The 21,639-nt window shown below is 65.8% G+C and carries 23 protein-coding genes and 1 tRNA gene; 18 read left to right on the top strand and 6 right to left on the bottom strand.

Annotation, left to right across the window (positions count from 1 at the left end):
* Positions 1-83: 83 nt before the first annotated feature.
* A complete protein-coding gene (locus tag NZK81_RS21670; protein WP_328517074.1) occupies positions 84-482 on the bottom strand; it encodes a helix-turn-helix domain-containing protein in 399 nt (132 codons plus the stop codon).
* A 216-nt stretch (positions 483-698) separates the two neighbouring features.
* Between NZK81_RS21670 and NZK81_RS15530 the strand changes: the two genes are divergently transcribed.
* A complete protein-coding gene (locus tag NZK81_RS15530) occupies positions 699-2,003 on the top strand; it encodes a sulfatase-like hydrolase/transferase (protein ID WP_260046989.1) in 1,305 nt (434 codons plus the stop codon).
* Between the two features lie 22 nt (positions 2,004-2,025).
* Here NZK81_RS15530 and cobS read toward each other — a convergent pair whose 3' ends face one another.
* Together cobS and NZK81_RS15520 are read right to left on the bottom strand one after the other, a co-directional pair.
* Positions 2,026-3,018 (bottom strand): cobaltochelatase subunit CobS, encoded by a 993-nt coding sequence (gene cobS / locus NZK81_RS15525; RefSeq protein ID WP_260046988.1) that lies wholly within the window; start codon positions 3,016-3,018, stop codon positions 2,026-2,028.
* Positions 3,019-3,068: 50 nt separating this feature from the next.
* Positions 3,069-3,767 carry a winged helix-turn-helix transcriptional regulator gene (locus NZK81_RS15520; RefSeq protein ID WP_260046987.1) on the bottom strand — a complete coding sequence of 233 codons (699 nt, stop codon included), beginning with the start codon at positions 3,765-3,767 and terminating at the stop codon, positions 3,069-3,071.
* 73 nt (positions 3,768-3,840) lie between these two features.
* Here NZK81_RS15520 and NZK81_RS15515 point away from each other — a divergent pair, with 73 nt between their 5' ends.
* From NZK81_RS15515 to NZK81_RS15495, 5 genes are all read left to right on the top strand, one after another.
* Positions 3,841-3,987 (top strand): hypothetical protein, encoded by a 147-nt coding sequence (locus tag NZK81_RS15515; RefSeq protein WP_260046986.1) that lies wholly within the window; start codon positions 3,841-3,843, stop codon positions 3,985-3,987.
* 12 nt (positions 3,988-3,999) lie between these two features.
* Positions 4,000-4,677, top strand: a complete 678-nt coding sequence (locus NZK81_RS15510) for a glutathione S-transferase family protein (protein WP_260046985.1) — start codon at positions 4,000-4,002, stop codon at positions 4,675-4,677.
* A 140-nt stretch (positions 4,678-4,817) separates the two neighbouring features.
* Positions 4,818-5,444 (top strand): glutathione S-transferase family protein, encoded by a 627-nt coding sequence (locus NZK81_RS15505; RefSeq protein WP_260046984.1) that lies wholly within the window; start codon positions 4,818-4,820, stop codon positions 5,442-5,444.
* Positions 5,445-5,522: 78 nt separating this feature from the next.
* A complete protein-coding gene (locus NZK81_RS15500; protein WP_260046983.1) occupies positions 5,523-6,176 on the top strand; it encodes a glutathione S-transferase family protein in 654 nt (217 codons plus the stop codon).
* Positions 6,177-6,186: 10 nt separating this feature from the next.
* Positions 6,187-6,681, top strand: a complete 495-nt coding sequence (locus NZK81_RS15495) for a GFA family protein (RefSeq protein ID WP_260046982.1) — start codon at positions 6,187-6,189, stop codon at positions 6,679-6,681.
* 168 nt (positions 6,682-6,849) lie between these two features.
* Here NZK81_RS15495 and NZK81_RS15490 read toward each other — a convergent pair whose 3' ends face one another.
* Positions 6,850-7,470, bottom strand: a complete 621-nt coding sequence (locus NZK81_RS15490; protein ID WP_260047100.1) for a J domain-containing protein — start codon at positions 7,468-7,470, stop codon at positions 6,850-6,852.
* A gap of 39 nt (positions 7,471-7,509) precedes the next feature.
* On the opposite strand from NZK81_RS15490, the gene NZK81_RS15485 reads away from it, so the two are divergent.
* The 7 genes from NZK81_RS15485 to NZK81_RS15455 all read left to right on the top strand — a co-directional run bounded on the left by NZK81_RS15485 (position 7,510) and on the right by NZK81_RS15455 (position 14,282).
* On the top strand, positions 7,510-7,782 hold the full coding sequence (locus tag NZK81_RS15485) for a BolA family protein (RefSeq protein WP_260046981.1): 273 nt from the start codon (positions 7,510-7,512) through the stop codon (positions 7,780-7,782).
* Between the two features lie 79 nt (positions 7,783-7,861).
* The gene (hisG, locus tag NZK81_RS15480; protein WP_260046980.1) at positions 7,862-8,515 is read left to right on the top strand and encodes an ATP phosphoribosyltransferase; all 654 of its coding nucleotides are present in this window, start codon (positions 7,862-7,864) and stop codon (positions 8,513-8,515) included.
* Positions 8,515-9,804, top strand: a complete 1,290-nt coding sequence (gene hisD / locus NZK81_RS15475) for a histidinol dehydrogenase (protein WP_260046979.1) — start codon at positions 8,515-8,517, stop codon at positions 9,802-9,804. The genes hisG and hisD overlap by 1 nt, the downstream gene beginning before the upstream one ends.
* Positions 9,801-10,244: a transcription antitermination factor NusB gene (gene nusB / locus NZK81_RS15470; RefSeq protein WP_260046978.1), complete on the top strand. Its 444-nt coding sequence runs from the start codon at positions 9,801-9,803 to the stop codon at positions 10,242-10,244. Before hisD ends, nusB begins: the two co-directional genes overlap by 4 nt.
* Before the next feature lie 41 nt (positions 10,245-10,285).
* Positions 10,286-11,236, top strand: coding sequence for a thiamine-phosphate kinase (gene thiL / locus NZK81_RS15465; RefSeq protein ID WP_260046977.1), 951 nt, complete (start codon positions 10,286-10,288; stop codon positions 11,234-11,236).
* Positions 11,237-11,395: 159 nt separating this feature from the next.
* The gene (locus tag NZK81_RS15460; protein ID WP_260046976.1) at positions 11,396-13,489 is read left to right on the top strand and encodes a sodium-translocating pyrophosphatase; all 2,094 of its coding nucleotides are present in this window, start codon (positions 11,396-11,398) and stop codon (positions 13,487-13,489) included.
* A gap of 355 nt (positions 13,490-13,844) precedes the next feature.
* Complete coding sequence (locus NZK81_RS15455) at positions 13,845-14,282, top strand: hypothetical protein (protein ID WP_260046975.1); 438 nt, start codon at positions 13,845-13,847, stop codon at positions 14,280-14,282.
* A 61-nt stretch (positions 14,283-14,343) separates the two neighbouring features.
* On the opposite strand, the gene uvrC is transcribed toward NZK81_RS15455, so the two are convergent.
* Complete coding sequence (gene uvrC, locus NZK81_RS15450; RefSeq protein ID WP_260046974.1) at positions 14,344-16,287, bottom strand: excinuclease ABC subunit UvrC; 1,944 nt, start codon at positions 16,285-16,287, stop codon at positions 14,344-14,346.
* Positions 16,288-16,344: 57 nt separating this feature from the next.
* Positions 16,345-19,098, bottom strand: a complete 2,754-nt coding sequence (locus NZK81_RS15445; RefSeq protein WP_260046973.1) for a TonB-dependent receptor plug domain-containing protein — start codon at positions 19,096-19,098, stop codon at positions 16,345-16,347.
* Positions 19,099-19,298: 200 nt separating this feature from the next.
* On the opposite strand from NZK81_RS15445, the gene infA reads away from it, so the two are divergent.
* The 5 genes from infA to NZK81_RS15420 all read left to right on the top strand — a co-directional run bounded on the left by infA (position 19,299) and on the right by NZK81_RS15420 (position 21,474).
* Positions 19,299-19,544, top strand: coding sequence for a translation initiation factor IF-1 (infA, locus tag NZK81_RS15440; protein WP_007014967.1), 246 nt, complete (start codon positions 19,299-19,301; stop codon positions 19,542-19,544).
* 55 nt (positions 19,545-19,599) lie between these two features.
* Positions 19,600-20,154: a Maf family protein gene (locus NZK81_RS15435; RefSeq protein WP_260047099.1), complete on the top strand. Its 555-nt coding sequence runs from the start codon at positions 19,600-19,602 to the stop codon at positions 20,152-20,154.
* Between the two features lie 7 nt (positions 20,155-20,161).
* Positions 20,162-21,136, top strand: a complete 975-nt coding sequence (locus NZK81_RS15430) for a ribonuclease E/G family protein (RefSeq protein WP_260047098.1) — start codon at positions 20,162-20,164, stop codon at positions 21,134-21,136.
* Entirely contained in the window at positions 21,133-21,300 is a 168-nt protein-coding gene (yacG, locus tag NZK81_RS15425; protein WP_260046972.1) for a DNA gyrase inhibitor YacG, read from the top strand. The genes NZK81_RS15430 and yacG overlap by 4 nt, the downstream gene beginning before the upstream one ends.
* A 98-nt stretch (positions 21,301-21,398) precedes the next feature.
* A tRNA-Phe gene (locus tag NZK81_RS15420) sits at positions 21,399-21,474 on the top strand.
* The last annotated feature ends 165 nt before the right edge of the window (positions 21,475-21,639 follow it).

Below are 21,639 nucleotides of genomic sequence, written 5' to 3'. Positions count from 1 at the left end.
CGGCTGGCTGCTTGCAGCAGCCGCTCAGGACAGGCTTCACCCTGCGGCCTCGCGATGACGAAGCGGAAGGGTAAAGTGCCCCCTCACAAGGTGACACCCGGTTGACACAGGTGACACGGTCCAGAGGAGAAACCTGTCACCTTGGGGCTCGCAGTGTCACCTTGCCTAGAAAATGTGTCACTTTGCGCAGGCTGCCTGTCACCTTGCGGCACCCAAGTGTCACCTTGCGCGTCGTAGCGTAGCCCGGCCTGCCGCATCTCCGCGCCGATCTGCAGCCCCTCCTCCCACACCGCGGCGAAGTCCGGCCCGAGGCGGCGGCGCAGGCGATAGGCCGACTGTCGGCTCACCCCCACCACCCGCGCTGCCGCCGCGACCGACCCGCCGGCCGCCAGCGCGCGCAGGAACAGGTGGATGCGGGGCCGGCTCCAGCGGTACTCTGCGTTGGAACGGCGGGGCGGACGGGTGCTGCTGGTGTGGGGCATGCCGGAAGGATAGCGGAGTCCCGGGTCTGTAGGAAAATGAGAAATCCGTACTTCGACACTTCCTCCTTGAAACAAGAGATCAAGGATCGGCGAGCTTTCTTGCAGTAACCGATGTCAAATTTTTAACTGCCAAAATTTGCCCGTGGAAAATACCTGAGCTTACTCCCCCGAAAACTCAGGACAAAACAACCAGTGCCCGAAGAGCGGAAAGCTCACTTGGACATTCCCTTCCGTTGGCTTGCGTTCTGGCTGCTACTGCCCAACCTGACAGTCATGCTGATGTGGGGCATCCTTGGCATCCCTATGCAGGCGAGCTGGATGTTGTCGGGCATGCTGGCCCTGACAATATCGCACCTGCCATGGCGCGCGGCACGTGCCATCGGCGCTGCGGGGATCGTCGTGTTCGTAACCGTGCTCTACGTGTGCCAGCTCTTTTCCATCCCGCCGCTCAACTTCAGCCTCATACGGCAGTTCCTGCTCGACGTGCGCCCCCTGCAATCACCCGTATACGCACTGGCGGGCGTTGTCGTTCTGGCAAACATATTGGCGGCCATGTACTTCGCCCCGCGCGTACCGCGCTTCACGGGCAAGAGCCAGTTCCTCTATGCGGCCGTGGCGATCGGGCTCTTCATCAATCTGGATGGCGCCTTTGCCTTCGATGCCCGCAAATCGCATCGCACGCTGCCGGACGACGAGATTCCGGTCCATTCCGCGGCATGGCAAGTCGGCCTGTCTCCTGACATCAAGCATCCGCACAATGTCCTGCTGATTGTCGTGGAGTCTCTGGGGGCACCGGCGATGCCCGAGGGCAAGGCACTGTTCGCCGCTGACTGGGACCGCCCTGAATGGCGTGAAAGATACGATGTCAGCCATGGAAAGACCGAATACTTCGGCTCCACGACTAACGGCACACTGCGTGAGTTATGCACCATCTGGGCGCATTACAGCAGTTTCGACTTCGCGAAGGCCGATTGCCTTCCGGGGCGCTTTCGGGATGCCGGGTACGAAACCACGGCCATGCACAGCTTCACCAGCGAAATGTTCGAGCGAAACACGTGGTATCCGAAGATCGGCTTCGAGCACATGATCTTTGCCGACGAACTGCTTCGCGCCGGTGCCCGGTCCTGTCCCGGTGTGTTTCCGGGCGCCTGCGATGCCGACATACCGCCGATGATTGTCCAAAAGCTCGCCAGGGCCAAAAAGCCGCAGTTTGTCTACTGGCTGACGCTCAACACCCATTTGCCCATCGTGGAGAACGGGGCGCTCGGCACCGATCACTGTTCCATCGGAACGGCACAGTGGCGGAGCGATTATCCCATGCTGTGCCGCCTGTTCCAGTTGCACCACGTCCTTGCGGACAAGATTTCCCGCCTGGCCATGTCACCGGACCTGCCGCCAACCGACATCCTTATCGTCGGCGACCACAAGCCACCGCTGTTCGATCGCACCCTCAACGGGCGCTTCGATCAAGGGCACGTCCCCTGGATTTACCTCAAGGCAAGAACGGACGCGCAGTCCTGAACAGGGGGCAGTCGGCGCCCCTTCAAGCCTTGCCGACAACGCTCTCCGGCAGGTCCGTCCCAAACACGCGCTGATAGTATTCGGCCACCAGCATGCGCTCGGTCTCGTCGCACTTGTTGAGGAACGAAAGGCGGAAGGCGAAGCCCACGTCCTTGAAGATCGCGGCGTTCTGCGCCCAGGTGATCACCGTGCGCGGGCTCATCACGGTCGAGATGTCGCCGTTCATGAAGCCCTGGCGCGAGAAGTCGGCGACCTGCACCATCTGGGTGATGGTGGCTTCGTCGATCTGAGGCACCTTCGCGGTGACGATGGCCACCTCGGTCTCGGCCGGCAGGTAGTTGAGGCCGACGACCAAGTTCCAGCGGTCCATCTGGCCCTGGTTGATCTGCTGGGTGCCGTGATAGAGGCCCGAGGTATCGCCGAGGCCCACCGTGTTGGCGGTGGCGAAGAGGCGGAAGTTCTTGTCCGGGCGAATCACGCGGTTCTGGTCGAGCAGGGTCAGCTTGCCCTCGGTCTCCAGAATGCGCTGGATCACGAACATCACGTCCGGGCGGCCGGCGTCGTATTCGTCGAACACCAGGGCAACCGGGTGCTGCAGCGCCCAGGGCAGCAGGCCTTCGCGGAATTCGGTGACCTGCAGTCCGTCGCGCAGCACGATCGCGTCGCGCCCGATCAGGTCGATGCGGCTGATGTGCGCGTCGAGGTTGATGCGGATGCACGGCCATTTCAAGCGGGCGGCGACCTGCTCGATGTGGGTCGACTTGCCGGTGCCGTGATAGCCCTGCACCATCACGCGGCGGTTGTAGGCAAAGCCCGCAAGGATCGCCAGCGTGGTGTCGGGATCGAAAACATAGGTCTCGTCGAGATCGGGCACGCGCTCGTCGGCCACCGAGAAGGCGGGCACCTTCATGTCGATGTCGATCCCGAAGGTCTCGCGCACGTCGAGTTCGATGTCGGGCGCGGCCAGCACGGTGGCGTCGCGGTTTTCGGCCTTGGTGTTCACAGAGTCAGTCATCGCGGATACCGCCTAAAGGACGCGGCGCTGCACCGCAATAAGCTTTGCGGTCACGAACCCCACTTGGGCGGAAGGACGAAGAGATCGATGAAGCGCTGTGCCAGCGCGGGATCACCCTCGATCTTCAGGCGCCCTCCGGCCTCTTCCGGGCTCCGTTTTCCGTAGAAAACCGGCAGGAAGTCCGACGCGCCGGGCGCGCTGAAGCGCAAGTCGGGAGACATTACCCCATCGCCGGCGGGATGGATCGACAGCTCGCCCCGCCGCAGACGCCCGGCGAAGTGCTCATCGCCCACGTCGAGCGCAACCCACAGCTCCAGATCGCCGATTCTTGAAGGATCAAGCATGGTGCGCAGCGACAGCATCAGCGAAACGGGCGTGAGCAACAGCCCCGGATCGTGCAGCGGGGAGCGCAGTGCCCAGCGGCCGAGTTCCTGCAGCGCCGGCTCCAGCCCCCTGCCCCATTCGGTAAGCTGATAGACCTGCGCCGAAACCGGCGGCGGTAGGTAAGCGCGCTCGACGATGCCCAGGTCCTGCAGGGTTTCCAGCCGTTCGGTAAGCGTCTTGGCACTGAGGCCGGGCAGGCTGGCGCGAATATCGCTGAAACGCCGCCCGCCCAGCATAAGCTCTCGAATGACCAGCAGCGTCCAGCGCTCACCGATCAGTTCCATGCCGAACGCCACGGCGCAGGCATCGCCATACCACTTGCCGTGCACGGCCCGACCCGACCTAGTTTCTTTTTTAAACTTCATGGTTGTTTTTTGTAACTCGCATGGCACCGTCAGGCAAGATCGATTCGCGGCGAAGGTGAAAGGGAGAAGCGACATGAGTCGAATGATTTTCGCAAACCTGCCGGTTGCCGATCTAGCCCGGGCCAAGGCCTTCTGCATGGCGCTGGGTCTCGTGAACAATCCGCAGTTCAGCGATGGCACCACCGCCTCTGGCGAGCCCCCCGCCGAAGCAGCAGCCTGAAGGAGATACCCCATGCCGATCAACGAAACCGCAGCCACCGTCATTACGGCTTTCGACAATATTCCCGCGCCGGCGCACGGCCTGGTACGGGACTTGCGGGTGCGCTGGGCGCTGGAGGAAATCGGGCGCGACTATTGCCCGCAATACCTGGACGCCATGAAGCCGAAGTCGGATGGATACCGGGACTGGCAACCCTATGGGCAGGTCCCCGCCTTCACCGACGGCGATCAGCGCCTGTTCGAAAGCGGCGCGATCCTGCTCTACCTGGGCGAGCAGGACGAGCGGCTGCTCCCGCGCGATCCGGCCGGACGCTGGGCGGCGACGACCTGGCTGATCGCGGCGCTCAACAGCGTGGAACCCAAGCTGATGCAGATCATCAACCTCGATTTCTTTCAGGCCGGCAAGCCGTGGGCGAAGGATGCCCGCCCCTCGGCGGTGAAGATGGCGCGGATGTCGCTTGCGAGCACCGAGAAGGCACTGGGCCAGCAGGACTGGTTCGCAGGGCCATTTTCCATCGCCGACATCATGATGACCACTGTTCTGCGCAACCTGAATCACACCGACATCCTGGATAATTTCCCCACCCTCACGGCCTACAAGTCCCGCGCGGAAGCCCGCCCAGCCTTCCAGCGCGCGCTTGCCGACCAGCTTTCCGCATACCGCAAGCCGGCCCCCGCCGAGGAAGGCTGACACAGCCGCCGGAAGAGGCGCGCGCGGCTGACGCAGGCGATGTTCAGCGGCCGCGCGATGCGGCATGAACTGCCCATGGCGAATCGTTGACGCCCATTGCCGTTCCCAATACGTTCCACATTTCTGCGAGAGCCCCGGCCATGGCTGACTACACGTTCTACACAAATCCGATGTCGCGCGGGCAGATCGCCCGCTGGGCTCTCCATGAAGCCGGCGCCCGTTACGAACAGGCGCTGGTCGACTGGACGAACAAGTCCGCCGCGCTGCTTGCCGCCAATCCGATGGGCAAGGTGCCCACGCTTGTCCACCACGCCGACGGCGGAGACAGGGTGGTGACCGAGGCTGCGGCAATCTGCCTCTACCTCGCCGAGATGCACCCCGAGGCCGAGCTTCTGCCCTGCGATGCGGAAATGGCCGACTACTACCGCTGGACATTCTTCGCCGCAGGCCCGGTCGAACAGGCGATCACCTCGCGCAACCTCAAGTTCGAACCGAGCCCCGAGCAGGAAGGCATGGCGGGCTGGGGCAGCTTCGACCGGACGATGGCGACGCTCGACAGCCACCTTGCCGGCAACGACTGGGTCTGCGGAAGCCGGTTCACCATGGCCGACGTCTATGTCGGCAGTGCGGTCGACTGGGGACTGAACTTCGGCGTCATGCCGCCCCTGCCCTCCTTCGTCGGCTATGCCGAACGCTGCCAGGCACGCGCGGCCTACAAGTCCGCCAAGGCGGTCGACAACGCCCTGATCGCCGAGATGCGGAAATAGCGCCTTCCGGCACGCGCCGGCGGCAACGACAATAACGGACATGGCCGCCATCGAGGCGGCACGATGCGGAGAGACCGTTTGAGCCTGGAACTGTTCGGCCACCCCTTCTCGTCCTATACGTGGAAGGCCCTGATCGCGCTCTACGCGGCCGAAGTGGATTTCGAATTCCGCATCGTCGATGCCGATCATCCCGAGAACGTCGCGGTCGTCCAGTCCGCCGGCCCGCTGGGCAAGTTCCCGGTGCTGCGCGACGGCGAGAACCTGCTGTTCGAGGCGACCACGATCATCGACTACGTATCGAACCATCACACCACGTCGGAAATGCTGATCCCGGCAGACGCGGACGCGGCGACCGGCATGCGCATGCTCGACCGGGTGTTCGACAACTACGTCATGGCCCCGATGCAGAACGTGGTGGACGAATACCTGCGCGCGCCCGAAAATCCCGACATGGCCCGCATCGGGGAAGCGCGCGACCGGCTGGAACGGGTCTATGCCTGGCTGGAAGGCTGGCTGCAGTTCTACCCGCCGCTCGATCACGTGACGCTGATCGAATGTTCCGCGGCGCCCGCGCTGTTCTATGCCGACTGGGTTCACCCGATCGCCGCGACCTTCCCCCGCCTGCGCCGCTGGCGCACGCACCTGCTGCGCCTTCCTCCGGTAGCGCAATGCGTGGAAGACGCGCGGCCCTATCGGCAGAATTTCCCGCCCGGAGCCCCCGACCGCGATTGAGGAGACGACAATGACCGACACCCAGCCCGAAAGACCGCAAGGCGGCTGCGCCTGCGGCAAGGTCCGCTACCGCCTGCTGGCCGATCCGGTCGTGGTGCATTGCTGCCATTGCCGCTCGTGCCAGCGCGAAACCGGCTCGGCCTTCGCGCTCAACGCCCTGATCGAGACGGTCCACGTCGAACTTCTGGGCGAGGCGCCGGAACGGATCGACACGCCCTCGGACAGCGGCAAGGGACAGGCCATCATGCGCTGCCCCACCTGCAAGGTCGCGGTCTGGAGCCACTACGGCGCCGCAGGCGAGGCCGCCAGTTTCGTGCGCGCCGGCACGCTCGACGCCCCCAGCGCCGTGCGGCCGGGCGTGCACATCTACATGCAGAGCAAACTGCCCTGGGTCACCGTGACCGACGGCGCGGAGCAGTTCGAGCAGTTCTATTCGGGCAAGGACGTGGTGCGCCTCTACGGCGAAGAAGGCGCGGCGCGCTGGAAGGCCCTGCGCAGCGCCTGACGCGGGAACGCGTGGGTAGAGCAAACCTCGTCCTCCCCGGCACGGGGAGGGGGACCGCGACGCGTAGCGGCGTGGTGGAGGGGCTTCGCCTCCCCACGCGAGGTTTCGTCTGGGCGAGAGTCCCCTCCACCATGCTACGCATGGTCCCCCTCCCCGTGCCGGGGAGGATTAGCCGGACGCCTGCCGTTTTTCCGCTGCGGCCGCCAGCGCGGCGGCTTTTCTGAGCACCTGATAGGCCTCCACCACAGCCTGCAACCGCGCCGAATGGCCGTGGTCGCCGCCATTGTGGTCGGGATGATACTGGCGCAGCAGCCGCGTGTAGCGCATGCGCAGGGTCTTGCGGTCGATGTCGACTTCGAGGCCCAGCACTTCGAGCGCGCGGCGTTCCTGCGGGGTAAAGCGCGCGTTCTCGGGCTTCATGTCGGCGCGGCGGCGCTGCACATGCGCGCGGGCGCGGCCGCTGATTGCTTCGAGCGGGTCGGCAAAGTCCGCCCAGCGCGGCACACCGTCGACGCCGGCATCGGGTCGGAAGGCGCGGCTCTGCCCTTCCCAGCCGTGTAGCGGCGACTGCGCGCGGAAGATCTCGTCCGCCTCCATGCCTTCGAAATAGTCGTAGCCGGCATTGAATTCGCGCACGTGGTCGAGACAGAACCAGCGATAGTCGCCCGGCCCGTCGAAACCGGACGGACGCACGCCCGGAGCGCGGAACTCGCCCGCCTCTTCACACCCCGGCCAGCTGCATTCGCGTCCGCCGGATTCGTACCTGCCATGAAATCTTTGATGTCTCACCGGCTTCAAGATGGGGCATCGTGCCCCTAAATGGAACCCATGACCGGACCACTCGCGCAGGAAATGCAGCAGCTGCTCACCGCCGCCCTCGAGCCGACTGAGCTGCAGATCATCAACGATTCCGCCAGCCACAGCGGCCACATGGGAGACGACGGCACGGGCGAATCGCACTTCACGATCGTGATCGAAAGCGCGAAATTCGCGGGCGCCTCGCGCCTGCAACGCCAGCGCATGGTCAATGCCGCGCTGGGCGACATTCCCGGAAACCGCGTTCACGCCATCGCGATCAAGGCCCGCGCACCCGGCGAATGACGCCGCGCCACAAGGCGCGCTGGCCCCGTTGTCCATCGCATGTTGCCCTTTCGGCACTTGCACCCTAAATGCGCGCACCATGCCGAAACCGCTGACATTCGCCGTGCCCAAGGGCCGAATCCTCGACGAGGCGCTGCCGCTGATGGCGCGCGCCGGCGTGGTGCCCGATGCGGAATTCCACGACAAGAAGTCCCGCGCGCTGTCTTTCGCGTGCGAGAACAGCGACATGCGCCTGATCCGCGTGCGCGCTTTCGACGTCGCGACCTTCGTGGCCCATGGCGCCGCGCAGGTGGGAATCGTTGGTTCGGACGTGGTCGAGGAATTCGCCTATCCGGACCTCTATGCCCCGGTCGATCTCGATATCGGGCATTGCCGTCTCTCGGTGGCCGAACCCGTGGGCGAACAGGGCGGCCCCCTGCCCTCGCACTTGCGCATCGCCAGCAAGTATCCGAACCTCACCCGCCGCCACTTCGAGAAGCTGGGCGTGCAGGCCGAGGTGGTGAAGCTCAACGGCGCAATGGAACTGGCGCCCTCGCTGGGCCTGTCGAGCCGGATTGTCGATCTCGTCTCCACCGGGCGTACGCTCAAGGAAAACGGCCTCGTCGAAACGAGCCGCATCCTCGACATTTCCGCGCGCCTCATCGTCAACCGCGCCGCGCTCAAGACCGACGAACGCGTGGCTGCGCTGGTCGAGGCATTCCGCGCGCTGGTGAGCGAGAAGGCTGCGGCGTAATGTTGCGGCTTTCTTCCAATGATCCCGGCTTTGCCGAGGCCTTTGCCCGTGTCGTCGCCGACCGGCGCGAGAGCGCGGTCGATGTCGCCGCGGATGTCGCCGCGATCCTCAAGGACGTGCGCGAACGCGGCGATGCGGCCCTTGCCGAACTGACCGCGAAGTTCGACGGTCACGATCTCGACCAGAGCGGCTGGCAGGTCGATGCCGAGACCTGCCGCAAGGCCTTCGACAACCTCGATCCCACCTTGCGCGCCGCGCTGGAACTCGCCGCGGAACGCATCCGTGCCTACCACGAGGCGCAGCTTCCTGAGGACCGCGACTATACCGACAGCGCCGGCGTGCGCCTCGGCGCGACCTGGCGCGCGGTCGATGCCGCCGGGCTCTACGTGCCAGGTGGTCGCGCGGCCTATCCCTCATCCATGCTGATGAACGCGATTCCCGCCAGGGTCGCGGGCGTCGAGCGTCTCGTCGTCGTCACTCCGACCCCAAAGGGCGAAGTGAACCCGCTGGTGCTGGCCGCCGCGCATCTTGCCGGTGTCGACGAGGTCTGGCGCGTGGGCGGTGCCCATGCCGTGGGCGCGCTCGCCTATGGCACGCAGCGGATTTCCCCGGTGGACGTCATCACCGGCCCGGGCAATGCCTGGGTCGCCGAAGCCAAGCGCCAGCTCTACGGCGTCGTCGGCATCGACATGGTCGCCGGCCCCAGCGAGATTCTGGTGATCGCCGATGCGCAGAACGATGCGCGCCGTATCGCCGCCGACCTGCTCAGCCAGGCCGAGCACGATCCCACCTCGCAATCGATCCTGATTACCGACGACAAGACCTTTGCCGACGCCGTCGCCGAGGCCGTGGAAGTCGAACTCTCCGCCCTGCACACACAGGCGACGGCGCGCGCGAGTTGGGAAACCAACGGCGTCATCATCGACGTTGCCGGCTTCGACGAGGCCCCCTCCCTCGCCAATGCTCTGGCGGCCGAACACGTCGAGATCGCCACCGACGATCCCGAAGCGCTGATGCGCCAGATCCGCCATGCCGGCTCGGTGTTCCTCGGCCGCATGACGCCCGAGGCGGTCGGCGATTACGTCGCCGGCCCCAACCACGTTCTGCCCACCGGGCGCCGCGCACGCTTCTCCTCGGGGCTGTCGGTTCTCGATTTCATGAAGCGCACCAGCTTTATCCAGCTCGACGAAGCGGCACTGGACGCCATCGGCCCTGCCGCCGTGGCCCTCGCCGACGCCGAAGGGCTTCCCGCGCATGCGCGCTCCATTTCCGTAAGGCTCGGCCAATGACCAGTTCCAAGAAAGCCCGCGCGGCGGCCCGCCTCGCGGCGGTTCAGGCGCTCTACCAGTTCGAGATGGAAGCGACCCCGCTCGCCTCGCTGCTCGACGAATTCCACCGCCACCGCCTCGGCATGGAAATCGACGAGGACCAGTATGCCAAGGCCGAGGTCGCATTCTTCGACGACGTGGTGAAGGGCGCCGTCGCCCGCCGCGAGGAGATCGACGAACTGCTGACGAGCAAGCTCGCGCAAGGCTGGTCGCTGGCGCGCCTCGACAAGACCATGCTGCAGATCCTGCGCGCGGGTGCCTACGAGTTGATGGCGCGTGCGGACGTGCCGACCGGCGCAGCGATCAGCGAATATGTCGATGTCGCCCACGCCTTCTTCGACCAGCGCGAGGCGAAGTTCGTCAACGGCGTGCTGGACGCGGTCGGCAAGGCCGTCCGCTAAGAGCCCTCGACTCGCGCCATCGCTGACGCCAGAGTCGGGCCGTGACCAGCGAACTTTCCCTGATCGAGGCCCTGCGCGGCATTGCCGGTTCGCCTGCCGCGCGCGGGCTGATGGACGATGCCGCCGTACTCGAGTTCGGCGGCGAGAAGCTGGTGCTCACGCTCGATACGCTTGTCGAGAGCGTGCATTTCCTGCCCGACGATCCGCCCAGTTCGATCGCGTGGAAGCTCGTCGCGGTCAACGCCTCGGACCTTTCGGCCAAGGGCGCCGAGCCGGTGGGCTGCCTCTATTCGCACGCGCTGGGCGACGATGCCTGGGATCGCGCCTTTCTCGACGGCCTTGCCGAAGCCTGCGCGCATTTCCGCCTGCCACTGCTCGGTGGCGATACGGTGCGGATGCCCGAAGGCGCACCGCGCAGTTTCTCGCTGACGGCGCTGGGCCGCGCGGCTGCGCGGGCGCCCTCGCGCACCGATGCGAAACCCGGCGAACGGGTCTGGGTCAGTGGCACGATCGGCGATTCTGGCCTAGGGCTCGCCGTGCTTTCGGGCCGCGAGGCCGCGCCCGAACATGCCGAATGGCTGACAACGCGCTATCGCTGCCCCTGCCCCGAAACGCGGCTCGGCCCGGCGCTTGCACCATGGGTATCGGCGATGATGGACGTTTCGGACGGGTTGCTGATCGATGCCCAGCGCATGGCCGATGCCAGCGGGGCAGCGCTGACGATCAGCGCCGAGTCAGTGCCCCTGTCCGCCGCCTTCCGCGCCACGACCGGTGATGATCTGGACGCGCGGCTCATGGCGATGACGGCGGGTGACGACTACGGCCTGCTGTTCACCGCCGCGCCCGAACATACCATGCGCATCCGCGAGATCGCGGCGGCACTCGATTGCGAGGTCAGTGCGATCGGAACGGTAGGCGCGGGTAGCGGCCTTTCGCTGCACTACCGGGACCAGCCCGTGCCGCTTCCCGCCACGCTGGGGTACCGGCACTGAATTTACCGCCACCGGCGCGCGATTGATCTCGCGCAACGCCGTGACGTGCAAATCCAGGGATAAGCCGCTTGCCAGTCCTCCGGCTTGTCTATAGCCCTTTCGCCTTCGAGCGGGAAAACCCGTCGAAATAGCGAAAACACATTGGGAAGGGGGCGTTACGTGAACCTAGTCACGATCGCAATTGTCCTGGGACTTCTGGCCATAGTCTATGGCTTCGTCACCAGTCGCCAGGTGCTGGGCTCTCCAGCCGGCAACGAGAAAATGCAGGAAATCGCCGGAGCCATTCAGGAAGGCGCGCAAGCCTATCTGAAGCGGCAATATACCACGATCGCCATGGTCGGCGTGGTCGTGGCCGTGATCCTCGCGATCACGCTCGACACGATATCGGCCGTCGGCTTCGTGATCGGTGCCATTCTGTCCGGCGTTGCCGGTTTCATCGGCATGAACATCTCGGTGCGCTCCAACGTGCGCACGGCGGCGGCGGCCCAGACGGGGCTGCAAGCAGGCCTCACGCTGGCGTTTCGCGCAGGCGCTATCACCGGCATGCTGGTGGCCGGCCTCGCGCTGCTCGCGATCGCGATCTTCTACGGCTATCTCACCGGCCCGGCGGGACACACTGTCGGCGGCGATGACCGCACCGTGGTCCAGGCGCTCACCGCGCTCGCCTTCGGCGCCTCGCTGATCTCGATCTTCGCGCGACTGGGCGGCGGCATCTTCACCAAGGCCGCCGACGTTGGCGCCGACCTCGTCGGCAAGGTCGAGGCGGGCATTCCCGAGGACGATCCGCGCAATCCCGCCGTGATCGCCGACAACGTGGGCGACAATGTGGGCGACTGCGCCGGCATGGCCGCCGACCTGTTCGAAACCTATGTCGTGACCGTGGGCGCCACCATGGTGCTGACCGCCCTGCTCCTGAGCGGCGCGGACAACCTGAAGGACATGATGGCCCTGCCGCTGCTGATCGGCGGCGCCTGCATCGTGACCTCGATCATCGGCACCTACTTCGTACGCCTGGGCAGCCTGAACAACATCATGGGCGCCATGTACAAGGGCTTCCTGGTGACCGCGGTGCTTTCCATCCCGGCCATCTGGTTCGCCATGCAATATGCCCTCGGCGACATGGAAGCGCCTATCGCCGGGCAGCCCTTCAGCGGCAGGATCCTGTTCTACTGCGCGCTGCTCGGCCTTGCCATCACCGGCCTGATCATCTGGATCACCGAGTACTACACGGGCACCGAGTTCCGGCCGGTCAAGTCGATCGCCAAGGCTTCCGTCACCGGTCACGGCACCAACGTGATCCAGGGCCTTGCGATCTCTCTTGAATCGACCGCGCTGCCCACGCTCGTCATCGTCTCGGGCATCGTCATTGCCTACCAGCTCGCCGGACTGCTGGGCATCGCCTACGCGGCGACCGCCATGCTGGCGCTGGCCGGCATGGTCGTGGCGCTCGACGCCTATGGCCCCGTCACCGACAACGCCGGCGGCATTGCCGAAATGGCGGGTCTCGACGACTCGGTCCGTGAAAAGACCGACGCGCTCGATGCCGTGGGCAACACCACCAAGGCCGTCACCAAGGGCTATGCGATCGGTTCCGCCGGTCTCGCCGCGCTGGTGCTGTTCGCGGCCTATACCACCGACCTTCGCGAGTTCTTCCCGAGCCTGACCGTCAATTTCAGTCTCGAGAACCCCTACGTGATCGTCGGCCTGCTACTCGGGGCGCTGCTCCCGTACCTGTTCGGTGCGATGGGCATGACCGCGGTCGGCCGCGCCGCCGGCGACGTCGTCGTCGACGTGCGCGACCAGTTCGCCGCCGATCCCGGCATCATGGCGGGCACGTCGAAGCCCAACTATGCCAAGACGGTCGACCTCGTCACCAAGGCGGCGATCAAGGAGATGATCCTGCCCTCGCTGCTGCCGGTGCTCGCACCGATCGTGGTCTATTTCGTGATCAGCTGGGTGGCGGGTCCCGCAAACGGCTTCGCCGCGCTCGGCGCCCTGCTGCTCGGCGTCATCGTCGGCGGCCTGTTCGTCGCGATCTCGATGACTTCGGGCGGCGGCGCATGGGACAATGCCAAGAAGTACATCGAGGACGGCAATTACGGCGGCAAGGGTTCCGAAGCCCACAAGGCCGCGGTGACGGGCGATACCGTGGGCGATCCCTACAAGGATACCGCGGGCCCGGCCGTGAACCCGATGATCAAGATCACCAACATCGTCGCGCTGCTGCTGCTCGCCGCTCTCGCGGCCGGCTGACGAAAGCCCGACAACAGACCATTTCAAGGCCTCGCCGGCAGATGCCGGCGGGGCCTTTTCATGTCCGTCATTTGCCGCGCGGGCCCGCTCCATCTCCCAGCGTAAGATGCCAATGCAACCCACGGATATTTAAATAAATTCATCAGATGTGCTGGATATAAATCAATTGTTTGAAAATACGATACAAATCCAAAGACACTAAATGTAAAAAAGGGAAGGTTGTTCATTTTTATATAACGGACTACGCCTTGCTTATCTGAAGGATATACGGGCATTTTCGGATCATCGTTATTGTCGTCCTTTGGTGCGGTTCGAACGCGCCGCCGATCGCGTTCGGTGGAGAGGGAGCGAATCTATGCGATACGGCAAACTCATGGTCATGGCTCTGAGCCTGATGGCAGCCCCGGCAATGGCCGCGGACCAAGGGCCGTCCTACGATAAGGGCCCGGTCTGGGATTTCGGCCAGATCAAGACCGTCGACGGTCACTTCGACGACTATATGTCGTGGCTTGCCGGGCCCTGGAAGGAACAGCAGGAAGCCCTGAAGAAGGAAGGCTACATCCTCGACTACAAGGTTCTGCTGGTCGCCGATCCGCGCAAGGGCGAGCCCGACATCATCCTCGCCACCAAATATGCGAACATGGCCGCCTTCGACCATTCGACCGCCGAGGAATACGCCGTCGGCCAGAAGATCTGGGGCTCCATGAGCACGGCCAACAAGGAACAGGCCGCCCGCAGCTCGATCCGCACGGTGCTGGGAGACATGGTGCTCCGCGAGGCCGTCCTGAAATAACCCGACGGCACGAAGCCGGGCGGCGCAGACCCGACCCCGGCGGCGCCCCGCTTCGTGTCCCTCACCCGCTCGGGTGGTAGAAATCGTATATGGTCTGGGCCACCGCCGCGCTTACGCCCGGCGCACGCTGCAAGTCCTCCAGACTGGCGGCGCGAACCTTGCCCGCCGTTCCGAAATGCAGCAGCAGCGCGCGCTTGCGCGCGGGCCCGATACCGGGAATCTCGTCCAGCGGGCTGGCGGTAATCGCGCGGCTGCGCTTGGCCCGGTGCGCGCCGATGGCGAAGCGGTGCACCTCGTCGCGCAGCCGCTGGAGGTGGAACAGCACCGGTGAATTGACCGGCAGCATCTTCTCGCGCCCGTCGGGGAAGTGGAACACCTCGCGCCCCTCGCGCCCGTGGTGCGGGCCCTTGGCGATGGCGATGAGGTTGACATCCTCGATGCCGAGTTCCTCGAGCGCGTCCTTCACCGCGCTCATCTGCCCCTTGCCGCCGTCGATCAGGACAAGATCGGGCCATGTCCCGCTCTCGCGCTCGGGATCTTCCTCCTGCGCGCGCCCGAAGCGGCGCGTCATGACCTCGCGCATCATCGCGAAATCGTCGTTGGTCTGGGCGGTCTTGATGTTGAACTTGCGGTACTGGTTCCTGACGAACCCTTCCGGGCCGGCCACGACCATCGCCCCGAGCGCCTTGGTGCCCTGGATATGCGAGTTGTCGTAGATCTCGATCCGCTGCGGCACTTCGGGCAGTTCGAGAAACTCGGTCATTTCGCGCATGATCTTCGCCTGCGTGCCCCGCTCGGCCAGACGCCGGTCGAGCGCTTCCACGGCATTGCGCGTGGCCTGTTCGACCAGCCTGCGCCGGGCGCCGCGCTGGGGAACCGAGATTTCCACCTTGGCGCCCGCCACTTCGCGAAAGGCCTCGCACAGCAGGTCGCTTTCGGGAATTTCGCGGTCGACGAGGATCAGGCGCGCGGGCGGCACCTCCTCGTAGAACTGGGTAAGGAAGCTCTGCAGCACCTCTTCCTCGCTCAGTCCTTCGGTGTGCGTCGGGAAGAAAGCGCGGTGCCCCCAGTTCTGGCCGCCGCGGATGAAGAAGGCCTGCACACCGATCTGCCCGTTCTTCGCCGCCATCGCGAAGATGTCGGCGCTGTCGAGACCCTCGGCATTGATCGCCTGGCTGCCCTGGATGAACGTAGCCGCGCGCAGCCGGTCACGCAGCATGGCCGCGCGTTCGAAATCGAGCGCTTCGGCGGCCTCGGCCATCTGGCTTTCGATCTTGCGCTGGACGGCGTTGGACTTGCCCCCGAGGAAGTCCTTCGCCTCCTGCACCAGTTCGGCATAGCCCGCCTCGTCGATGCGCCCCACGCAAGGGGCCGAGCAGCGCTTGATCTGGTAGAGCAGGCAGGGCCGGTCGCGCCGCGAAAAGAAGCTGTCGGTGCAGCTTCTCAGCAGGAACAGCTTCTGCAGCGCGTTGATCGTGGTGTTGACCGAACCCGCGCTGGCGAAGGGGCCATAGTAGTTGCCCTTGGCCTTGCGCGCGCCGCGATGCTTCGTGATGCGCGGGAAGGCATGGTCGGCGCGCAGCAGGATGAAGGGGAACGACTTGTCGTCGCGCAGCAGCACGTTGTACGGCGGCCGGAAACGCTTGATCAGCTGCGCTTCGAGCAGCAGCGCCTCGGCCTCCGAATTGGTCGTGACGATCGTCATCGAGCGCGTCTGGCTGACCATGCGCTGCAGCCGGATCGGCAGCTTGTCCCACTGCACGTAGTTGGCCACGCGGTTCCTCAGCACCCGCGCCTTGCCGACATAGAGCACATCGCCGCGCGCATCCTGCATGCGGTAGACCCCGGGCCGGGTCGGCAGCGTGCGCACGGTGTCGCGGATCACTTCGGCACCGGCCTGCAGGTCGGGTTGTTCCGAGCCGCGCACGGTCGAGGTCGCCCGCTCCTCGTTGAAGCGTTCGAGCCCCTTGGGGTAGTCTGGAGTTCCGGCAGGTGTACGCGCCATGCCAGTGCAGATAGGACATGAGGCGCGGGACCGGTAGCCCCGCACCTTCAGTCATCCTCAGAACATCTTGCGGAAGTCGATGCCGATCACGCGCCCCTGCGGCTCGCGGAAGGCGGCTTGATAGGCAATCGGCACCTCGCCGTTCTCGTCGGTGACCTTCTGGCGCGAATCCAGCAGGTTGTCGACGGTGAACGCCAGGCGCGATCCCTTCAGGAACGGAACTTTCTCAACGAGGTTCTCGTTGCTGCCGAGATCGGCGAAAAGGCGCATGTCGATCCTGAAGGTGCTGCCGAAGCGCAGGTCCGAACTGCCGGGCAGGCCGGTGCCGTTGACCCGTGCCGGGGCGTCCCATTCGGCATTGAAACGCAGGCCGTAGCCATTCTTGAACACCCCGCCCTCGGCCTCGATCGCGTGACGCGGCACGCCTCCGGAGGTAATGGCATCGCCCGCCAGCTGGTTGAGCACGGGCACGCCCTCGGCGATGCGCACGCGATCGGTGAAGCGCCAGGTGTGATAGATCGCCATGTGCCAGCGTCCGCCGCGCGGGCGGCGCATGCCCCCGGTCGGAGAGGGACCACCCGCGCCCGGACCCGACGAGGCCCGCCGTTCGCCGGGAGCGGCACCCTCGGGTGCTCCCCGTTCCGGCCTTGCTCCTGGCGGCGGCGGCACGCCGTCGGCAGTGCACATGCGCGCACGCGCGGCGGCAAGGCGCTCGGGATCGATCTTGCCGTCCGCCCCGCGCAGGCGCTCGGCCATCCGTTCGGGCAGCGATGCAAGATCGGGCGTCCCTTCGCCGCAGAGCGCCTCGCGCATCCGCGCGAACCGTTCCGGGTCGAACCGTCGCTGCGAAGGCGCATCCGCTCCGGGGCGCGGCGAAGCCGCCGGCGCCGGTGCCGGTGCCGCTCCGCCCGGTCCCGGGCGCGCGGCATCCGAACTGCTGCCCAGATTGCCCGAAAGGTTGATCCCCCAGCGCACGCGCGAACTGGACACCTCGTCGTACGTGACCGCCCGCCGGTCGATGGCGACGAGGTTGCCGTCGCCATCGCGGGTGATGCGATCGGGAAACGCAGCCTCGATCGCGGGCGTCAGCAGCGGGAACGACTGCGTCACGTTGCTCGAACGGTTGCGGAAATATTCGACGACGAGGTTCGAGCGGTCGAGGAACGGGAGGTTCCACGTCGCGGACAGCTTGATGTCGCGCTGCTTTTCCTTGACCAGATCGGGATTGCCCCCGCTGGTGACGGTGACCAGCGCCGTCGTCGCATTGGCGAAGTCGTAGACCGGGACGTTGTAGGTCAGGATCGTCGGCGCCCCCAGTTGCGAGAGCGACGGCGCCGCCTGATTGACAAGATAGCTGGCCTGGAACGTAAGCGTTTCGACCGGAGACCATGTGACCCCCGCGCTCCAGTCGGTCAGCGTACCGAAATCGGAAAGGCGATCGAGACCCCCGCTGAGATTGAGCGTGAGATCGCCCACCGCGCCGAGGAAGTCCTCGCCTCTGCTGGTCAGCGGCAGCGCCAGGTTGAGGCCGCCCTGCAGATCGCCGCGCTTCAGCTTGACGGTGCCGAGCGTGTTGCGGGTATCCTCGCTGCGGGTCCGGTCGAAATTGTAGCCCGCGTTCAGCGTCAGGCTGGCATCGCCGGCCGGCATGCGGAACGGCGCGCCCGATAGCGTTGCCAGACTGGTCATCGAAAGCGCGCGGTTGCGTGCCTCGTCCACGCCCGCGCCGGGAACGACCGGCAGCGCGCCGTCTATCGCCAGCTCCCCGGCCGCGGCGGCATCCTCCAGCGCGGACACGTCCCTGCGCCTGTCGACGCGCGTCAGCGTCTTCGTATAGCTGCCATCGAAGGTCGTGCTGAGCTGCCAGTCGCCCAGCATCTTGTTGTATCCCAACCCCGCCTCGAACGCGTCGGTGGTGATGCGCGTTGTCAGCGGATCGGGCAAGGAGCGCAGCGCGCTTTGCCCGTCGTAGCTGAGCGTGACCATGTCGAGCCCGGACAGCGACCTGCTCCGCGTATGCGTGTAGCCGCCACTCGCGGTCAGCGAACCGGCAAGCCCGTTATCGCCCAGCCCCTGCGTCATGGTGCCTTCGAGCGAGACTTCGCGTTCGGCATCGGCGAGGCTGCGGTAGCGGGCGGGATCGGGATCGCCGGCCACGTCCGGAATGTTGCCGTCCTGCTGCCGCACGTTGCGTTCGGCCTCGGTCAGCATCGTCGTCTCGTCGACCTTGGCCGTGACGTTGTAGCGCCGCGGGCCGGCAATCTTGAACAGCCCGGCTTCCAGTTCGTAGTTGTCGTAGCCACCGCGCGTGGGGCGATTGTACTCGCCGGCGCCGGTCATAGCCGCGAACTGGTCCTTGAGGATGATGTTCACCACGCGCTGGTTCGCCGGATAGCCGAAACGCAGCGCCACTTCCTCGGGCAGCACCTCCATGCGCCGGATCGCTTCGGGGGGAATGCGGCGCATCTCGCGAAAGCTGGTGATGCGCTGGCCGTTGAGCAACATGACCGGCCTGCCGTCGCCACGCCCGCGGCCGCTGTTCGTCTGGGGCGAAATCGCCTCGAGCAGCTCCTCGATCGAATTGGCGCCGTACGAGGCGATGTCTTCTTCGTCGAAGACTTCTATCGGCTGCTGGGGGATGTCGAGCTGCCCCAGCACGCGCGGGGCCAGAACCAGGATTTCGTTGCCATGAACTTCCAGTTCTTCACCGGCTTCACTGTCGTCGAGGATCGGAATGGAACCGTCCTGCGCCATCACCGGTACCGGGGCGCAAAGGCAGGTTGCAAGACTGATGAACGGCAAGGAACGCAAACTGAATCTCCAGCGTGATCAAGCAGCTCCCGTCCCGATTGCGCTGATGCCGTTCTCCGGTTTTTCGGGCAAGCGGGGCCCGGGTAACATTTTGTCGCAGGGATCTTGCGCAACGATGAACCGCCGAGTCTTCCATTTTCGTCCCGCGGTGGCTATGGCGCGCCGCTATGACACAGCTGAACAACGGATATTGATCGCCGATGGCGAAAGAAGAACTCCTCGAAATGCGCGGACGGGTGGTTGAACTGCTGCCCAACGCGATGTTCCGCGTAGAGCTGGAAAACGGCCACGAGATCCTCGGTCACACCGCCGGCAAGATGCGCAAGAACCGCATCCGCGTGCTGGTGGGTGACGAAGTGCTCGTCGAACTGACGCCCTACGACCTCACCAAGGGGCGCATCACCTACCGCTTCATGCCCGGCCGCGGTGGCCCCGGTCAGTACTGAGGCCCTGCCCCCGCCAGGGGACGCTATCGCCTGCAGCTCCGAGCCCCGGCTGGTGCTGGCTTCGGCCAGCCCGCGCCGCCGCGAACTGCTTTCGCGCCTGGGACTGAGCCCGGCCGCCATCCAGGCCGCCGACATCGACGAGACACCGGCTCCGCGCGAACTTCCGCGCGACTATGCCCGCCGCATGGCGCGTGAAAAGGCGCTCGCCGTCTGCGTGAACGATGCCTTCGTGCTGGCGGGGGACACCGTCGTCGCCTGCGGCCGGCGCATCCTGCCCAAGGCCGAGGACGAGACGACGGCGCGCGCCTGTCTCAGTCTGCTTTCCGGCCGGCGCCACCGCGTCCTGTCTGCCATTGCCCTGCGTGCACCCGACGGATCGCTGCGAGAGCGCCTGTCCGAAACCGTGGTGCGCTTCAAGCCGCTGTCCGGCGAAGAAATCGAAGCCTACATCGCCGGCGGCGAGTGGGACGGCAAGGCAGGCGGCTATGCCATCCAGGGCAGCGCCGAAGGCCTGATCGCCTGGATATCGGGCAGCCATTCGGGCGTCGTCGGGCTGCCCTTGTTCGAAACCCGCGCCCTGCTCAAGGCAGCAGGCTTCGCGATTGCCTGAGCGGCCCATGGCGGAATGGCTCGTCGAGGAAGGCATCGGCGAGAGCCGCGCCGTGCTGGTCGAGAACGGAGAAGTCCTCGCCGCCCGCATCGACTGGCCCGGCCGCCTGGCCGCCGGCCAGATCTCGGATGCCGTGCTCGTATCCCGCCGGGCCGGTTCATCGCGCGGCACGGCACGCTTCGCATCGGGCGAGGAAGCGCTGGTGGATGGCCTGCCCGCCTCGGCCAGCGAAGGCGCGGCGGTGCGCGTCGAGGTCTCCCGCGCCGCTATGGCCGAGACCGGGCGCTACAAGCGCGCGCAGGCCCGTGCCTGCGACCGCCCCGTCCGCCCTGCGCCCTCCCTCGCAGAGGCCCTCAGGCGCGAAGGCGCGCCGGTCCGGATCGTGCGGCGCTTTGCCGACGATCCCTGGCCTGAAATCGCCGCGGAAGCGCTCGACGGCGTGCTTGCGTTCGATGGCGGCGCCCTCGTCGTCACGCCGACCCCGGCAATGACGCTCATCGACATCGACGGTGCCCTGCCCCCGCGCGCGCTGGCGCTGGCCGCGGTTCCCGCAATCGGCAGGGCTGTCGGCCTGTTCGACCTCGCCGGCTCGATCGGCATCGATTTCCCCACGCTGGAGCGCAAGGACGACCGGCGCGCGGTTGACGAAGCCCTCGCCGCCGTCCTCGCCCACTGGCCGCACCAGCGTACCGCCATGAACGGATTCGGCTTCGTCCAGCTCGTCACGCGCCTTGAGCGCCCCTCGATTCTCCAGCGCTTGCGCAGCGACCCTGCCGGCGGCGCTGCGCGCCTGCTGCTGCGCCAGGCGGAAAATGTTGCCGAGCCCGGCGTGCTGCTGCTTACCGCGCATCCGGCGGTGCATGCGGCCGTGACCCCGCAATGGGCCGACGAGCTTGCGCGCCGGACGGGCCGCACGCTGCGCTGGCAGGAAGATCGCACGCTTGCACTCGCCGGCGGATTCGCGCAGGCCGTCGCGTCATGACCCGCTCTCCTCGAAAATGCCCCATCTGCGGCAAGCCGCGCAGTAACGAACACACGCCGTTCTGCTCCAAACGCTGCCGCGACCGCGACCTGCTGAAATGGCTCGACGACGGATATGCCCTGCCCGGCCCGCCGAGCTTTCCCGACATTTCACAGGAGGATTGAATTTCCTCTCGATTAGGGGGTTGCCAAGCCGGCCGCGCTTCGCCATAGGCCCGCAACCAGCCGCTCGCCGGTCCCTACGGACTGCAGCACGAAGCGATGCCCGGGTAGCTCAGTTGGTAGAGCACATGACTGAAAATCATGGTGTCGGTGGTTCGATTCCGCCCCCGGGCACCACTCTTTCCTCTCCGGAAAAGAGTGGTTTGAAGCCAGACTTGCCCACCGAGATGTCCAAAAGCGCGTAGGCATGCATTAGCATGTGCTCGCACAATGAGCGCGACCACCGGTTCGTCCCGGATAGCGAGGGGCGTTGTTCGCAAAAGCAGCATAATCGGCACGGAC

It is taken from the genome of Novosphingobium mangrovisedimenti, from assembly GCF_025153475.1.
Classification (GTDB): Bacteria; Pseudomonadota; Alphaproteobacteria; order Sphingomonadales; family Sphingomonadaceae; genus Novosphingobium; species Novosphingobium mangrovi_A.
Note: the sequence above shows the minus strand (reverse complement) of the source record. Positions and strands in the feature narration are given on the sequence as shown.

Coding starts and splice junctions, on each gene's coding strand:
- hisD (WP_260046979.1), top strand. CDS start 8,515: ATGTTGCGGCTTTCTTCCAATGATCCCGGCTTTGCCGAGGCCTTTGCC.
- NZK81_RS21670 (WP_328517074.1), bottom strand. CDS start 482: ATGCCCCACACCAGCAGCACCCGTCCGCCCCGCCGTTCCAACGCAGAG.
- infA (WP_007014967.1), top strand. CDS start 19,299: ATGGCGAAAGAAGAACTCCTCGAAATGCGCGGACGGGTGGTTGAACTG.
- cobS (WP_260046988.1), bottom strand. CDS start 3,018: ATGACTGACTCTGTGAACACCAAGGCCGAAAACCGCGACGCCACCGTG.
- nusB (WP_260046978.1), top strand. CDS start 9,801: ATGACCAGTTCCAAGAAAGCCCGCGCGGCGGCCCGCCTCGCGGCGGTT.
- NZK81_RS15520 (WP_260046987.1), bottom strand. CDS start 3,767: ATGAAGTTTAAAAAAGAAACTAGGTCGGGTCGGGCCGTGCACGGCAAG.
- NZK81_RS15430 (WP_260047098.1), top strand. CDS start 20,162: ATGGCGGAATGGCTCGTCGAGGAAGGCATCGGCGAGAGCCGCGCCGTG.
- hisG (WP_260046980.1), top strand. CDS start 7,862: ATGCCGAAACCGCTGACATTCGCCGTGCCCAAGGGCCGAATCCTCGAC.
- NZK81_RS15495 (WP_260046982.1), top strand. CDS start 6,187: ATGACCGACACCCAGCCCGAAAGACCGCAAGGCGGCTGCGCCTGCGGC.
- uvrC (WP_260046974.1), bottom strand. CDS start 16,287: ATGGCGCGTACACCTGCCGGAACTCCAGACTACCCCAAGGGGCTCGAA.
- yacG (WP_260046972.1), top strand. CDS start 21,133: ATGACCCGCTCTCCTCGAAAATGCCCCATCTGCGGCAAGCCGCGCAGT.
- NZK81_RS15455 (WP_260046975.1), top strand. CDS start 13,845: ATGCGATACGGCAAACTCATGGTCATGGCTCTGAGCCTGATGGCAGCC.
- NZK81_RS15510 (WP_260046985.1), top strand. CDS start 4,000: ATGCCGATCAACGAAACCGCAGCCACCGTCATTACGGCTTTCGACAAT.
- NZK81_RS15505 (WP_260046984.1), top strand. CDS start 4,818: ATGGCTGACTACACGTTCTACACAAATCCGATGTCGCGCGGGCAGATC.
- NZK81_RS15485 (WP_260046981.1), top strand. CDS start 7,510: ATGACCGGACCACTCGCGCAGGAAATGCAGCAGCTGCTCACCGCCGCC.
- NZK81_RS15515 (WP_260046986.1), top strand. CDS start 3,841: ATGAGTCGAATGATTTTCGCAAACCTGCCGGTTGCCGATCTAGCCCGG.